The sequence below is a fragment of the Phormidesmis priestleyi ULC007 genome (assembly GCF_003003695.1).
In the GTDB taxonomy this organism is placed as follows: Bacteria; Cyanobacteriota; Cyanobacteriia; order Leptolyngbyales; family Leptolyngbyaceae; genus Phormidesmis_A; species Phormidesmis_A priestleyi_A.
This window is the reverse complement of sequence record NZ_PVWG01000005.1, coordinates 1-14,213: the sequence shown is the minus strand read 5'-3', so window position 1 is coordinate 14,213 and position 14,213 is coordinate 1. Positions and strand designations below refer to the sequence as shown.

Below are 14,213 nucleotides of genomic sequence, written 5' to 3'. Positions count from 1 at the left end.
GGCTATAGAATTTCAACCCTCTGCCTTTGTGTTGAGCGCATAGTCTCGAAACCGCTCCAAGTCTGCCTGAAGCGTTGACTCGACGACTCGACCTAGAAACAAATTATCCATCAACTGACCGAGAAAGCCGGGGATCGCATAAGAGACGGTCATTTTGACAACGCTGCTAGAGCCGCGATCGTAAAACCGAATCGCCCCTCGGTTGGGCAGTCCATCCACCGATTCCCACTGAATAATCTGGTTGGGAATTTGTTTGAGAATGCGTGACTGCCAGCTAAACTCTAGCCCGCCCGTCGCCAACTTCCAGCGAGACAGCTCTGGGTTGTCTGGGAGAATTGTCACAGAATCGATCCATTTCATCCAGCGTGGCATTTGCTGCAAATCTGACCACAGACTCCAAACAAACTCGATCGGGGCATCAACTTCAACCTGAACCGTGTGCTCTAGCCAATCAGACATAAGGGAATGAGAAATGAAGGGTTAATATTTAAACAATCCGGTGCCCTGAACTTTATAGCCCGTAGGTTCAAGAATGGCTTGAGCGGCTTGTTTACCAGAGATTGTCGCACCTTCCATGCTGTCAATGTAGTCCTGTTGGGTATAACTTCCCGCTAGGAAGAAATTCTGAACCGCCGTTTTCTGGCGCGGACGATAAACATCCATTCCAGGATTTTCACGGTAGAGCGACTGGGCAAGCTTGACGACGCTAAACCAGGTCATGTTGAGTTCTCGCGATGACGGGAAAAGATCCTGGATTTGTTTGAGCGCGTGTTGAGCAATTTCTTCGTTACTCATTTTGATAAACGGGTCGCCTGGCGTTAGAACCACCTGCATCAAAGAGCCTTGTCCCTCACGGTAATAATCTTTGGGACTGGAAAGTGCCAGATCTGCAAAACAGGAAAAATCAGCATCGGCGCTATAGAGTAGATTATCAATGCCAGCCGCGTGATCAACTTGCTTTCGAGCTTCTGGGTCGTTGAGTTCTGTCACCCAGCCGTCAAAACGCAACTGAACGGTGGTCACTGGCACGGCTTCTAGCTTGTAGATGTTGTCAAATTCTGGAATGCTGCGCCATTCTTGAGGCAATAGGCGTTGAATTCCGGGCACGTCACAGGCAGCGAGGTAGATGTCAGCCGTGACCGTTTCTTCAGTCTCGCCGCTTGCTACCTGCAAACCTGTGACTTTCAGCGTGCCGTTCTCGTCTTCAAAAAGAATCTTGCGAGTTTGACGACGGGTGTGAATTTTGCCGCCTTTGGCTTTGATGTAATCGACGATCGGTTTGTTCAAATATTCACCGGGTGAGCCTGCCAATAGATTCAGCCGCGACGCTTCGGTTTTAGAGGCAAACATCATGAAGATGGTCAGCATACATCGGGCAGAAATTTCTTCGGTGTCGATGAAACCCAACGCGAGGGCGATCGGGTTCCACATCCGCTTGAGGCTGTTTTGGGAGCCGCCATGACTGCGAAACCAGTCGGCAAAGCTGATGCCATCGAGGTCACGAATTAGCTTCATCGCAAAATCAGTGTTGATTAAGCCAGGCACGATCGGGCTAGTGCCCAGAGCGATCGCGTTTTGCAATTTGTCTTGCAGCGTCAGTTGCCCAGTGGTGAAAAATGCTTTTAACCCGTGAAAGGGCGCACCTAACAGAAACCGAAAATCAAGTTCTTTAATCATGCCGCCGCGATTGACAAAGGTGTGAACGTGTTCTTTGGGCAGCAAATTGTCAAACGCGCCAACTTTTTTTGCCAGGGCAAACAGGTTGTAGTAGTTGTTAAAAAAGACGTGCAGCCCCATCTCGATGTGATTGCCATCGGCATCGACCCAACTGCCCGCCTTGCCGCCAATAAACGGACGCGACTCAAACATTTCAACCTCATGTCCGGCATCGACTAGCTCAACTGCTGCCGCTAAACCTGCCAGACCTGCCCCCACGATCGCAACTCGCATTCCGCATTCTCACTGAGACTTCTTTACAGATTGTAATAGGAATGGGGAATGAGAGGAATTTTGAGTTGCGAATATAATTTGAAAGGCATTCAGTTTGAGAGGATGTTTCAAATATCTAAGCTCCGATCGTGCCGTCGTTAACCTGTCGCCCTGCTTTATGCTCAAGTCTGCTTCTCTGATCAAACAAGCCACGTGCGGATTTGTTCTTCTTGGTGCGATCGCGGGTTGCACGCCCTTACCCTCGTCTTCCTCTTTGGGTCAAGAATCGCCTCGTCCGGTCAAACCTTTACCTGCGGAGACGTTGATTCGATCAGCAGGGACACCGAGTTATCGCCTGAGTCCTAACCCTACAGGGGCTAAATCGTCACCTACAAAAGTTAAGCTATCTGCTGCTGAGATGGCGAGTCAACTTCAGCAGGCAGAAGACAAAGCGATTAGTGCTGAAAACTTGGCCCAGTCTGCCCAGTCTAAAGAAGATTGGAACCTGGTGATCAATCAATGGAACCGGGCGATCGCGCTGCTGCCTCCTCTATCATCGGCAGGTGCTCAAAAAGCTAATGTGCAGCAAAAACGCGCTGACTATCAAAGCAAGTTAGCCAATGCCCAGCAAAAAGCCAAAACCAATCCTCGTCAGCTTGTGACGGGTGGCAGTCAGCCCATCGGAAAGGGCATCCCGTTGATTATTGCACCCGATTCGCCTGATCCAAAAACGGCTTCTCCGTCGCCTACTGCGTCCCCCGCTTCGCCATCTCTGTCGGCGTCTCCACCCTCCAAGAATTAAAGTCCTCCTAACCGTTCATGTCTTTGCGCTGTCAATCGATCGCTCAACTGCTTCTAAACTATCTTATTTCCTCGATCGCCCCTGCATGATTGGCTCAAGTGCGATCGCAAATAAGATCTTTCTTCTATCAAGCAATCTAAACCTGTTGAAAAATTGCTTCAACGGCTTGCTTTAAATCTGGCAGGTAGCTTTCTACCACATTCCAGACAATATCAAGGTCAATGTCTAAATAAGGTCAATGTCTAAATAAGGTCAATGTCTAAATAAGGTCAATGTCTAAATATTGATGGGCTAGAACGTTGCGAAAATCGCCAATCGTTCTCCAGCCAATTTCGGGACGTGTAGCTTTCCAAGCATCTGGTAGTCGCTGGGTTGATTCACATAACGTTTGCAGATTTCGGATCACCGCATCCTGAGTTTTTAGATCTGCAAAAAATGCTGTTTTGCCCTCAACAGTGTAAGCTTCAATGCGGTTAATGTGGTCCCTAATGTGTACTAGATAAACACGGCTATCTTGCATAGCGGTTGAGCTTCGCTTAAGATGCGATCGCGGATGAAATAGTGCAAAGATCTTTCGGTCCCAACATCAACTTTATGCCCTAATAATGCCTCTAAGAGGTCATCATTTTTGCACCTTCATTGCTTGTGAATCACTTTGAAGAGCCTAGACATCCCATTCCTGGCTGGGTGGGGACTCTAGAATTATTCATGATGAGGTAGGTTTACGATGACAACCAATCGAATTAGCGCAGCGTTGACGCAGGTCGATCGAGATGCGGTGATGACGGCAATTTTGACCATTAGATCGAAGCTGCCGTTTTTGGTTGATTTGACGGCGGAGGAGCCAAAAGTTTTGCCGAAGATGGGAGTATAAGAGCCAAGCGTTTGTGAGCAAGGCGCTTCTTTTGCATCAAACTCACAAATTTTTTCAACAGCTTTCTGGTTCCCTCTCCTTGGGGAGAGGGCTAGGGTGAGGGCTATCTTTCCAAACGTTTGAGAGAAGTTGCACCTCGCGTAAACTCCGTTAACTCTCGTAAGCCTCCATGGGTAAGCAAGAACAGACGAGGTTACGATCGCCATAGGCATTGTCAATGCGTCCGGTAGCTGCCCAAAATTTGTTCTCTCGCGTCCAGGGCGTTGGGTAGGCGGCACGTTGGCGAGAATAGGGGCGACTCCACTGATCAGCCGTCAAGTCGGCGGCAGTGTGAGGAGCATTTTTGAGCAGATTATTGTGACGATCGATCCCACCTTCCTCGATCTCTCGAATCTCTTCGCGAATCGCAATCATGGCATCACAGAAGCGATCGAGTTCTGCTTTCGATTCGCTTTCGGTCGGCTCAACCATCACCGTGCCTGCCACAGGCCAAGACACCGTAGGCGGATGAAACCCATAGTCAATCAACCGCTTGGCGATGTCATCGACTTCAATCTCGGCAGTCTTTTTGAACTGGCGCAAATCGAGAATACACTCGTGGGCAACCAACCCATTTTTGCCTTTGTAAAGCACGGGATAATGAGTTTCTAGCCGTTTTGCGATGTAGTTGGCATTGAGAATCGCTACTTCAGTGGCTTTGGTTAAGCCAGCGCCCCCCATTAAAGCAATATACATCCACGAAATCGGCAGAATGCTAGAACTCCCCCAGGGAGAGGCGGACACGGCTCCGATCGAGCTTGAAGTTTGAGAGTTTGGACTGATGACTGAATGACCGGGGAGAAAGGGAACGAGATGAGCCGCAACCCCGATCGGCCCCATCCCTGGGCCGCCGCCGCCGTGGGGAATGCAGAAGGTTTTGTGCAAGTTTAGATGACAGACATCTGCGCCAAAATCACCGGGGCGGCAGAGTCCGACTTGGGCATTGAGGTTTGCACCATCTAGATAAACTTGTCCGCCGTGGTGATGGACGATCGTGCAAATCTCCTGAATGCCTTCTTCAAAAACACCGTGAGTTGAGGGATAAGTCACCATCAGCGCCGCTAAGTGGTTTTGATGCTTTTCTGCTTTAGACTTCAGGTCTGCGAGGTCGATATTCCCGTCGTTGTCACAGGCAACGGGCACGACTTGCATCCCTGCCATCACCGCACTGGCAGGATTTGTGCCGTGGGCAGATTGAGGAATCAGACAAACATTGCGATGCCCTTCACCTCGCTGTTGGTGATATTGCCGAATCACCAACAGCCCAGTATATTCTCCTTGAGAGCCTGCGTTCGGCTGCAATGAGATGCCAGCAAATCCGGTGATTTCTGCCAGCCACGTTTCTAGCTGTTGAAACAGAACTTGATAACCCTGGGTTTGCTCACCGGGCGCAAAAGGGTGAATTTGCCCAAACTCAGCCCAAGTCACAGGCACCATTTCAGACGTGCCGTTTAGCTTCATTGTGCATGAGCCGAGCGGAATCATCGCGGTCGTCAGCGACAGATCTTTAGCCTGGAGACGATACATATATCGCAGCAATTCTGTCTCGGAGTGGTAACGGTTAAAGACCGGGTGAGTCAGGTAGGGAGTGGTGCGGGAGAGGGCGGCAGGAAAGGCAACCGATGCAGGGCGAAGCGATTCTAGGGCAGAGGCGGAGTCACCAGAGAAGACTTCGAGGAGGTCAAGGAGATCTTGTTTAGAAGTGGTTTCGTCGATCGTCACCCCGATCGCGCCGTCTCCAATTTTGCGGAGGTTGATTTGATGGGCGATTGCGCGGTCTAAAATTTGGGATTGCCGATCGCCGACTTCAAGCCGCAGTGTGTCAAAAAATGGTGCTGACCCCAGCGAATAGCCGAGTTTTTGCAATCCGGCTGCCAGGGTTGCTGTCATTGTGTGAACTCGTTCGGCAATCAGTTTCAGCCCTTGAGAACCGTGATAAACCGCATACATTCCGGCAATCACCGCTAATAGAACTTGGGCGGTGCAGATATTGCTCGTGGCTTTGTCTCGACGAATGTGTTGTTCACGAGTTTGCAGCGCTAGTCGCAATGCAGAATGACCGTTGACATCTTTAGAAACGCCCACCAACCGTCCGGGAATCTGACGTTTGTATGCCTCTTTAGTCGCAAAGTAAGCAGCGTGAGGCCCGCCATAGCCAAGGGGAACGCCAAATCGTTGAGTGTTGCCGATCGCGATGTCTGCGCCAAACTCTCCGGGTGGTTTTAACAGGGTGAGACTGAGCAGATCGGCGGCAACCGTGACCAGAGAATCGGCAGCGTGGGCACGATCGATAAATTCCTGATAGTCATAAATTGCGCCGTCGCTGGCAGGGTATTGCAGTAGCGCCCCAAACACTGAAGTTTCAAACTTAAAGGTGCGGTGATCTCCCACAATCACCTCAATGCCTAACGGGAGCGCTCGTGTGCGAATCACGTCGATCGTTTGAGGATGACACGCCTCTGACACCCAAAAGGCTTTTGCCCCTGTTTTGCACAGCCCATAGCTCATCGACATGGCCTCAGCCGCCGCCGTTCCCTCATCTAACAGCGAGGCGTTGGCGATTTCTAGCCCCGTCAGGTCAATCACCATCGTCTGAAAATTGAGCAGCGCTTCTAATCGACCCTGAGCGATTTCGGGCTGATAGGGTGTGTATTGGGTATACCAACCAGGATTTTCAAGAATGTTGCGCTGAATCACGGGCGGCGTGATGCAATTGTGGTATCCCATGCCGATTAACGATCGAAAGATTTGATTTTTCTGAGCGATCGCTTTCAGGTCTGCCAGCAGCGCATATTCAGTGCGGCTGGCACTCAATTGCAAAGGACGTTGAATCCGAATGCCTGCCGGGACTGCTTGGTCAATCAACGCACTCAAAGAGGACAGCCCTAGCGTTTGCAGCATTTGCTGAATGTCAAAATCGCTGGGCCCAATATGGCGATCGACAAAGCGATCGGGGTGAGCAAATTCGTCAGCTTGAGCAGCGATCGTCAAACCGTTGCAAACAGGACTAAACCCGTTAGTTGAATCGATTTCAGCCACGGTTGTCTCGTGATCATAAAGACTCAGTTCAGCCGTCGATTGCGCTTGAGTAATAGGCTCTGACATAGGGGAGTTTAAGATTAGGTTAGAGAGTAAGCTGCCTGTAAATATTCTGCAACAATTAACCTAATAGCGCCGCTAACAGTTGTAAAAGAACGATGAAGTTTAGACGACTCACTTATTAACTTGGCAACAAATGCTCTGGCATCCGAACCGCCCTCACCCTAACCCTCTCCCCAAGGACAGGGAATAAGATTCTGGCTGGGGAGAAGGGTTGGCGAAGGCTTCGCCCCACTGCCGTGAGGAGGGCTGTCCAGATTCATGCAGGAGGTCTATTGTAGGTCGCTACGGATAGATTCCTTCGCAAAAATTGTCTCTATGATAGTGGTTAATGCGATCGTGCCTGCGGTCAAATCTACTGCTTGCACAAGCCCAGAAGCAATCAATTCTTTAGCGCGGGCATCCGTTGGATCTGCGCGTAGTCCGGCGGCTAATAAATCTGCGGTGCGACCACTGTCTGCGATCGTGATCACCAGTCGTCCCGCTCGAACACTCTGTCGGGCATCTTCCCAAGTGACTTCACCACCATTGATCAAGACGGTGACTGAGGGCGCACCCGCAGCGAGTTGAGTCGCGACATCAGCAATCCAAGCAGACTCGTCGCCCCATTTTGAACCCGGCACCCGTAAAAAATGCGAATGATTCTGAGTGATCTTCTAGGTAGCCAGTTGTTTACTTTACGATCGGACTACCCGCAACAATCCGCAGTCGCTGCGTCACCATTGTGGTGCCACCATGCCGCACCAAGACCGCAGAGATCCAGCGATTTTCAGGAGTCTTGGAAGCACGACCCACCTTAAAGATGCCTCCAGAGGTGAGCAACTCTAAATCTGTGGTAGTGGGGTTTAAGTAGCCACTCGGTTTGATCGATTCTTCTAACGCTGACCCCAACAGCAGGTCACTGCCTAACGGATCTTGCACGATCGCGTCAAAACTAAAGTCTTGTCCGACTCGTACCTGTTGAGGCAAACTCACCTTTACGTCAGGCGGATTCTCCCCCGACGTGACTTTGCTCGTCTCTGCAAGAACGTCTTGCTGAACGATCGTTTGACCTTCAAATCGCTGCCGAGACTGCAATGTCGAATCGAGCTTGAGTGATTGCCCGTTCACCATTTGCGTTCCTGAAATATAAGTCACTGTCTCAGCCCGAATGCCGCGCCCATCGGGTTGCCAAGATTTTAGCTCAGTGCGATAAGTCAGATTAGGATATTGTTTCCAAAGCTGAGTCAATGCCTGTTCGAGCGATCGCCGATTTAGCCCATCTGAGTGAGCAAAGTTAGGACTGTAGAACTGAAGCACCCCCGGCAAATTTTTGCTATTTGCTGCTGCATCAATTTGGGTCAAGGCTTGTTTTAAGGGGACGGGAGCGGTTTCTGGCGTGGCTGCAATGGCGCGATCGTGTAAACTGCTACTCCCTAAAATTGTCAGCCCTAATGTCAGCAAAAACAGCGATCTCAACGGCTTTTGCCTGAAATTTTGAGGCACAGACGCAAGGGTCGATCGAACGGGCAAAAAATGGCGCATAGAGAATCGCTCAAACTATTAGGGCAAAAGACAGCCACTTAAGATATTAATCAATTTACAGGGTTATTGTGAGTGACCACACGACAGAATTAGCGTAGAATCACTCTGTCATTGCCAAAACTCTCTGTGAAAAGTGCATCTGACTCTATTTTAGAAAAGCCCGTGCTGTCTCCCTCAAAAACGATTCGCTTATTAATTGCTGCCAGTGGCACGGGTGGTCATGTTTTCCCGGCGATCGCCACGGCTGAACAACTTCGCGACTATCAGATCGAGTGGTTGGGCGTGCCCGATCGCTTAGAAACGCAGCTTGTGGGCGATTACGCTCAAGGGAGCTATCCCCTCCACACGATTTCTGTGGCTGGGTTTCAACAAAAATTAGGACTCGGTAGCCTCAAAGTTTTGCTGCGGTTGATTGGCTCGATTCGGCAAGTCAGAAGGCTGCTCAAGCAAGGCAAATTTGATGGCGTGTTCACCACTGGGGGATATATTGCGGCTCCAGCAATTCTGGCTGCCCGATCGCTCGGCTTGCCCGTGATTCTTCACGAGTCAAACGCGCTACCCGGAAAAGTGACTCGTTGGTTTGCGCCCTGGTGTAGTGTTGTGGCGATCGGGTTTCAGGCTGCATCAGACTATTTGCCACGAGGTAAAACGATTTGTGTGGGAACTCCGGTGCGATCGCAGTTTCGATCTGCCTTAGACGACACTGCTCTAGAAGATTTATCAATTCCAAAAGACGTGCCATTAATTGTGGTAGTGGGCGGCAGTCAAGGAGCCGTTGCCCTCAACAAACTAGTGCGGAAAGCTGCCCCTGCCTGGTTTGACGCGGGCGCTTGGGTAGTTCATCTAACGGGTGACAGCGATCCAGATGCCCAACGCCTTCAACACTCTCAATATGTGGTCTTGCCGTTCTATGACAATATGGCGGCGCTATTTCAACGGGCAAATTTAGCGATTAGCCGATCGGGGGCTGGCACCTTGACTGAGTTAGCGATCACGCACACCCCATCGATTCTGATTCCTTACCCATTTGCGGCTGAAGATCATCAAGCGTTTAACGCGGCTGTTTTTGCTGAAGCAGGAGCCGCCGAAGTTTATCGACAAGCCGATCTCACATCAGAAGTTTTAGAAGCGCAGGTATTGATGATGTTAAAGTCGCCCGATCGACTTCAACAAATGGCAAAGCAGGCGGCATCTTTAGCCGTCGTCAACAGTGCAGAACAGTTAGCGCAACTAATTCGGAGAGGGTTAGGGTGAGGGTAAATCCGGGTCTTATTTAATCCACGATCGTTAATCAGCGATGAATCCAGCCGTTGATGGTGAATCGACTATCTTGGAACGATCGAGACGGACAATTCACAGGCAAAACTTCGTGCATATAGCGACTTTGGAAAAAGACAATGCTGTTATTTCTAGGTTCAATGGTTTTGAAAGACTCTGCATTAGTGTAATATCCATTCTCGATCTTGCTATCGTAAATCACTAATTCTCCGCCCAAAAAAGACTTAGGTTCTCGATAGAAATAATAAACATAGGTGAGTTCTCTAGTCGCCGTGCCAGAGCTGCCATTATCGTTATGAACTTTGTAGTAATTACCCTCGTTGTGAGCCGTTAACTGAGCCTCAATGTGAGAGGACTCAAATGTAGGCAACTCTAGCTTATTAAAAATAGTTGAGAGACTAGAGTAGATGCGATCGCTCATCAATTCTGCAAAGTCAGGAAACGAGTAAAGAACGCTCGATCGTCGATAATTTGTTTCATCAGTTGAAGTGCTGGTCGGTACAAACTCCGCCTCTTCTGCAAACACATAGTTTAGTAATCTTTTTTTGTCTTCTCTCGTCAAGAAGTCGTCGATTTGTAAATAATTAGACACTAAAATATCTGAATTCATAGTTGATTAACCTAAATAAGCTTGTCTCACTCGATCGTCCTCTAATAGCTCAGAGGCTTTGTTGGATAATGTCATACAACCTGCTTCTAAAACATATCCACGATCGGCGATTTGCAAGGCTAGATTTGCGTTTTGCTCGACTAAAAGAATGGTGACTCCAGTTTCTCGCAGATTTTGAATAATCGAGAAAATCTCGCGCACGATCGTCGGTGCTAATCCCAAACTCGGTTCGTCTAACAGCAATAATTTAGGACGACTCATCAAAGCACGAGCGATCGCTAACATCTGCTGTTCGCCGCCGCTCAGAGTGCCTGCTAGTTGATTTTTACGCTCTGCTAACTTGGGAAATAGCAGAAATTGTTGTTCAATGTCGGACTTGATGCTGAGACGCGACGATCGTGTATAAGCGCCCAATTCTAAATTATCAAGCACGGTCTGACGAGCCAAAACTCTTCGCCCCTCTGGGCTATGGGCAATTCCCAGTTTCACAACTTCATGAGGGCGACGACGAGTAATCTCTTCGCCGTTGTAGAGAATTTGTCCCTGACGAATGTTAATGATCCGAGAAATTGCCTGTAGAGTCGTGCTTTTACCCGCCCCGTTTGAGCCGATTAGCGTCACCACTTCGCCAGGGTAAATCATCAGGTCGATCGCCTGTAGGGCTTGAATGCCACCATAATTAACGCTGAGTCCTTGAATTTCGAGTAGAGGATTTTGCATCGCTTTTAGTCGATTTTACTCTGTGCCCAAGTAAGCTTCAATCACCGCACGATCGGCTTTCACATGTGCGGGATTGCCGATCGCGATCAGTTGACCAAAGTTTAGAACCGCAATGCGATCGCACAATCCCATCACGAGCGGCACATGATGTTCGATTAGCAAAATTGTCAGATTAAATTGGTCACGAATTTGACGAATAAAGTGACTCAACTGCTGCTTTTCGTTAAGATTCATCCCAGCCGCAGGTTCATCGAGTAAGAGAACCTGCGGTTCAAGCGCCAGGGCGCGGGCGATTTCTAGCCGACGCTGATCGCCATAGGGGAAGTTAGCGGCTTTTTCGTCAGCGCGATCGCTTAAGCCGACCAATTCTAATAGCTCAAAGGCTCGCGATCGGGTTTTTTGTTCTTCACGAGGCGCAGGAGGCAAGCCCAATACGCCCGCAAATACGCCGCTCTTGGTGTGAATATGTTGAGCAATCATCACATTTTCTAACGCTGAAAGATCAGCAAACAGGCGAATATTTTGAAAGGTTCTGGCAATCCCTTTTTTAGCAATTTGATGCGGACGTAGGTTAGAAATTTCTTCACCTCGATAAAGCATTTGTCCACTAGAGGATTGAGTTAGTCCGATCACCAGGTTAAACAGAGTCGTTTTTCCGGCACCATTAGGGCCAATTAGCCCAAAAATCTCGCCTTCATTGACGGTGAAAGAGACGTGGTTAACCGCTACCAGTCCGCCAAAGCGACGGGTCAATCCTTTGGCTTCTAAAACGGGACGATCGAGATCTTTTCGATGAGAGTCAGCCAAATGCAATTCAGTCATTCAGAAAACTTGCCCTCTTGAATGGGATTGGGAGTGTTTTCACAGACGTTAGAGCCATAGTCGGTTTGGTTAGAACACCCAGGAGAAGGGAGCCAGAACTCTCTTGTTCCCTTCTCCTGGGGGCTACCGTGTACACACAAGTTTCTCGATTCGTCATTGCCGAGATCTTCGCCCCCTAAATCCCCAAAAGTGGGGGACTTTAAATGGGAGGTTTGGACTTAAAGTCCCCCAGAATGGGGGATTTAGGGGGCTGAAAGGACTGGAACGCAGCGACAATTTGTGTGTACACAGTAGCTCCTTGGGGAGAGGGCTAGGGTGAGGGCGGAGTATTTTTACAGGAAGTCTAATCATCTACAGCGACCATCACATCGCTGGATTTGATCATGGCATAAACTTGCCGCTCTTCTTTCAGTTGCAACACCTCGGCTGAAGCACGAGTAATCACAGACACGGCTTCAACATTAGGGGCAATTTCGAGCAAAATCTCAGCATTTACACTGCCTAACCTCACCTGTCTAACGATCGCCGGGAAAACATTACGGGCACTCACTTGCATCGCCCGAATGTTTATACCATAGCGGGGCGACTGTTTGGGGGGAGGGGTTAACGACATGACAGGCATTTCTCGCTCTAAAGTTCTGACCAACTCCCGTAGAACATCCGTTTTCGATCGCTGCGTCTGTTCACAGTGTCTTTCAAGAAGCTGTCGCTCGGCTTCGGGTAACTGAAACGTGATCCAACCTTGATCTTTACGAGGCATGACGAAATACCAATTTAGTTGGTAATATTTTGACAGAGGGTTGGTATTTCTTCAAATAATAGGAACTTCGTTAAAAACATTTTACGTATGCGTGTAAAGACTTGGCGAGTTGGACTCTTGAGCTTCTGGATGACAGTACTGCTGATTGCCTGCACTCAACTCGCGCCGCCTGCCCCACAGCTAAGTCAGCAGACAACGGTTCAATCCGCTGCTCAAACCTCGACGCTTTTGGTCGCAGCCGCCGCCAGCCTTCAGAAAGCGCTCCAAGAAATTACACCACTTTACACCCAAGCAAACTCCAACCAGACAATCAACTATAACTTTGCAGCCTCCGGTGCATTGCAACAACAAATTGAACAGGGTGCCCCAGTCGATGTGTTTATTTCGGCGGCCGAAAAACAAATGAAAGCCCTACAGGAAAAAGGGTCGTTCGCATCGGGAACTCAGAGGGATTTGTTGACCAATCAGTTGGTTCTGATTACCCCCAAGCAAGCCGCTGTGTCTTTAACTGACTTTCAGCAACTTGTTAAGCCAGAAATTAAGCGAATCTCTATTGGAGAACCCCGATCGGTTCCAGCAGGGCAATACTCAACCGAGGTTTTGAAGAATTTAGGAATCTTGGAGCAGGTGCAATCTAAATTTGTGTTTGGTAGTAATGTGAAATCTGTTCTAACTGCTGTGGAAACGGGTGATGTGGATGCAGGCATTGTTTACATCACCGATGCTAAAAGTTCAGACCAGATCACGATCGCTGCAACGGCTGATCAAAAGCTGCATTCTCCCATTCTTTACCCGATCGCAGTCTTAAAGTCGAGCAAATCGATCGATAGCTCCAAACGATATGCTGAATTCTTACAAAGTGACCCTGCAAAAGCGGTCTTTGAAAAATATGGATTTGGGATTGCAAAGCCTTGACCTGAATTGAGCATGTTGATCCCCGACTTGTCTCCGCTCTGGATTTCTCTCAAAGTATCGCTGTTGGCAACTGCCATCACGTTTGGGTTGGGAACAATTGTTGCTTACAGGATGTATCTTTATCGAGGAAAAGCGCGATCGCTGATTGAGGGAATTCTGATCGCGCCTTTGATTTTGCCGCCGACGGTTGTAGGCTTCGTGCTGCTAACTTTGCTGGGCAAAAATGGTGTTTTGGGGCAAATCCTCACCTTCTGGGATCTGAGCCTGGTATTCACTTGGTATGCAGCAGTTTTAGCCGCCATGATTGTGTCCTTTCCCTTGATGTATCGCGCAGCATTGGGAGCCTTTGAGCAGATTGACCCGTTACTATTAGATGCTGGCAGACTAGAGGGTGCATCGGAAGGAGGAGTCTTTTGGTATATTGCTCTGCCTTTGGCGATGCCTGGAATCTTGGCAGGCACAGTTCTTACCTTTGCTCGTGCATTAGGAGAGTTTGGCGCAACGTTAATGCTTGCAGGAAATATCCCCAGGCAAACACAAACGATGCCAATGGCGATTTATTTTGCAGTTGAGGCAGGGGCGATTCAGGAAGGATGGTTTTGGACGATTATCGTGATCTGCATTTCCTTGATCGGAATTGTTTCAATGAATTCTTGGAAAGTCTAAATGCACTTTGCAGACTGCCTCAACCCATCGCTTAAGCAAGCCTTCGCAATGCACCAGGGTCTTCTGAATCAATTACTTCTTTCAATCCAAATCATTGCTAAGTAGGAGGGTGAAGTTAAATATAAGATAGGAAGACCCTCTAATTAACCCCTCCTTATGCCTGCTCCCCTCCGGA

At 49.0% G+C, this 14,213-nt stretch carries 14 protein-coding genes and 1 pseudogene; 5 read left to right on the top strand and 10 right to left on the bottom strand.

Features of this window, described 5'->3' with window-relative positions; all coding sequences use genetic code 11:
- Window positions 1-12: 12 nt before the first annotated feature.
- Window positions 13-459 (bottom strand): SRPBCC family protein, encoded by a 447-nt coding sequence (locus C7B65_RS06395; protein ID WP_073070000.1) that lies wholly within the window; start codon window positions 457-459, stop codon window positions 13-15.
- Window positions 460-480: 21 nt separating this feature from the next.
- Complete coding sequence (zds, locus tag C7B65_RS06390; protein ID WP_073069999.1) at window positions 481-1,950, bottom strand: 9,9'-di-cis-zeta-carotene desaturase; 1,470 nt, start codon at window positions 1,948-1,950, stop codon at window positions 481-483.
- 157 nt (window positions 1,951-2,107) lie between these two features.
- Here zds and C7B65_RS06385 point away from each other — a divergent pair, with 157 nt between their 5' ends.
- The gene (locus tag C7B65_RS06385; RefSeq protein ID WP_073069998.1) at window positions 2,108-2,731 is read left to right on the top strand and encodes a tetratricopeptide repeat protein; all 624 of its coding nucleotides are present in this window, start codon (window positions 2,108-2,110) and stop codon (window positions 2,729-2,731) included.
- 136 nt (window positions 2,732-2,867) lie between these two features.
- On the opposite strand, the pseudogene C7B65_RS06380 reads toward C7B65_RS06385, so the two are convergent.
- Window positions 2,868-3,251, bottom strand: a pseudogene (locus tag C7B65_RS06380) (HepT-like ribonuclease domain-containing protein).
- A 207-nt stretch (window positions 3,252-3,458) separates the two neighbouring features.
- Between C7B65_RS06380 and C7B65_RS27700 the strand changes: the two are divergent.
- Entirely contained in the window at window positions 3,459-3,605 is a 147-nt protein-coding gene (locus tag C7B65_RS27700; RefSeq protein ID WP_181314349.1) for a hypothetical protein, read from the top strand.
- 150 nt (window positions 3,606-3,755) lie between these two features.
- Here C7B65_RS27700 and gcvP read toward each other — a convergent pair whose 3' ends face one another.
- The 3 genes from gcvP to C7B65_RS06365 all read right to left on the bottom strand — a co-directional run bounded on the left by gcvP (window position 3,756) and on the right by C7B65_RS06365 (window position 8,267).
- Window positions 3,756-6,749 (bottom strand): aminomethyl-transferring glycine dehydrogenase, encoded by a 2,994-nt coding sequence (gcvP, locus tag C7B65_RS06375; RefSeq protein ID WP_083582746.1) that lies wholly within the window; start codon window positions 6,747-6,749, stop codon window positions 3,756-3,758.
- Window positions 6,750-7,015: 266 nt separating this feature from the next.
- Window positions 7,016-7,396, bottom strand: a complete 381-nt coding sequence (locus C7B65_RS06370) for a hypothetical protein (protein WP_181314358.1) — start codon at window positions 7,394-7,396, stop codon at window positions 7,016-7,018.
- Between the two features lie 19 nt (window positions 7,397-7,415).
- Window positions 7,416-8,267, bottom strand: coding sequence for a hypothetical protein (locus tag C7B65_RS06365; protein WP_073069996.1), 852 nt, complete (start codon window positions 8,265-8,267; stop codon window positions 7,416-7,418).
- A 126-nt stretch (window positions 8,268-8,393) separates the two neighbouring features.
- Between C7B65_RS06365 and murG the strand changes: the two genes are divergently transcribed.
- Complete coding sequence (murG, locus tag C7B65_RS06360; RefSeq protein ID WP_223257305.1) at window positions 8,394-9,521, top strand: undecaprenyldiphospho-muramoylpentapeptide beta-N-acetylglucosaminyltransferase; 1,128 nt, start codon at window positions 8,394-8,396, stop codon at window positions 9,519-9,521.
- 37 nt (window positions 9,522-9,558) lie between these two features.
- Here murG and C7B65_RS06355 read toward each other — a convergent pair whose 3' ends face one another.
- The 4 genes from C7B65_RS06355 to C7B65_RS06340 form a co-directional block, all read right to left on the bottom strand.
- Entirely contained in the window at window positions 9,559-10,155 is a 597-nt protein-coding gene (locus C7B65_RS06355) for a 2OG-Fe(II) oxygenase (RefSeq protein WP_073069995.1), read from the bottom strand.
- A 6-nt stretch (window positions 10,156-10,161) separates the two neighbouring features.
- Window positions 10,162-10,875 (bottom strand): ABC transporter ATP-binding protein, encoded by a 714-nt coding sequence (locus C7B65_RS06350; RefSeq protein ID WP_073069994.1) that lies wholly within the window; start codon window positions 10,873-10,875, stop codon window positions 10,162-10,164.
- Window positions 10,876-10,890: 15 nt separating this feature from the next.
- Window positions 10,891-11,697: an ABC transporter ATP-binding protein gene (locus tag C7B65_RS06345; RefSeq protein WP_073069993.1), complete on the bottom strand. Its 807-nt coding sequence runs from the start codon at window positions 11,695-11,697 to the stop codon at window positions 10,891-10,893.
- Between the two features lie 343 nt (window positions 11,698-12,040).
- On the bottom strand, window positions 12,041-12,457 hold the full coding sequence (locus C7B65_RS06340; RefSeq protein WP_073069992.1) for a TOBE domain-containing protein: 417 nt from the start codon (window positions 12,455-12,457) through the stop codon (window positions 12,041-12,043).
- Window positions 12,458-12,586: 129 nt separating this feature from the next.
- Between C7B65_RS06340 and modA the strand changes: the two genes are divergently transcribed.
- Together modA and modB are read left to right on the top strand one after the other, a co-directional pair.
- Window positions 12,587-13,372 (top strand): molybdate ABC transporter substrate-binding protein, encoded by a 786-nt coding sequence (gene modA / locus C7B65_RS06335; RefSeq protein ID WP_223257304.1) that lies wholly within the window; start codon window positions 12,587-12,589, stop codon window positions 13,370-13,372.
- Between the two features lie 12 nt (window positions 13,373-13,384).
- Entirely contained in the window at window positions 13,385-14,038 is a 654-nt protein-coding gene (gene modB / locus C7B65_RS06330) for a molybdate ABC transporter permease subunit (RefSeq protein WP_083582744.1), read from the top strand.
- The last annotated feature ends 175 nt before the right edge of the window (window positions 14,039-14,213 follow it).

Bases quoted from the DNA above. Each gene is read 5' to 3' on its own strand.
- C7B65_RS06395 (WP_073070000.1), bottom strand. From the start codon at position 459: ATGTCTGATTGGCTAGAGCACACGGTTCAGGTTGAAGTTGATGCCCCG.
- zds (WP_073069999.1), bottom strand. From the start codon at position 1,950: ATGCGAGTTGCGATCGTGGGGGCAGGTCTGGCAGGTTTAGCGGCAGCA.
- C7B65_RS06385 (WP_073069998.1), top strand. From the start codon at position 2,108: ATGCTCAAGTCTGCTTCTCTGATCAAACAAGCCACGTGCGGATTTGTT.
- C7B65_RS27700 (WP_181314349.1), top strand. From the start codon at position 3,459: ATGACAACCAATCGAATTAGCGCAGCGTTGACGCAGGTCGATCGAGAT.
- gcvP (WP_083582746.1), bottom strand. From the start codon at position 6,749: ATGTCAGAGCCTATTACTCAAGCGCAATCGACGGCTGAACTGAGTCTT.
- C7B65_RS06365 (WP_073069996.1), bottom strand. From the start codon at position 8,267: ATGCGCCATTTTTTGCCCGTTCGATCGACCCTTGCGTCTGTGCCTCAA.
- C7B65_RS06355 (WP_073069995.1), bottom strand. From the start codon at position 10,155: ATGAATTCAGATATTTTAGTGTCTAATTATTTACAAATCGACGACTTC.
- C7B65_RS06350 (WP_073069994.1), bottom strand. From the start codon at position 10,875: ATGCAAAATCCTCTACTCGAAATTCAAGGACTCAGCGTTAATTATGGT.
- C7B65_RS06345 (WP_073069993.1), bottom strand. From the start codon at position 11,697: ATGACTGAATTGCATTTGGCTGACTCTCATCGAAAAGATCTCGATCGT.
- C7B65_RS06340 (WP_073069992.1), bottom strand. From the start codon at position 12,457: ATGCCTCGTAAAGATCAAGGTTGGATCACGTTTCAGTTACCCGAAGCC.
- modA (WP_223257304.1), top strand. From the start codon at position 12,587: ATGACAGTACTGCTGATTGCCTGCACTCAACTCGCGCCGCCTGCCCCA.
- modB (WP_083582744.1), top strand. From the start codon at position 13,385: ATGTTGATCCCCGACTTGTCTCCGCTCTGGATTTCTCTCAAAGTATCG.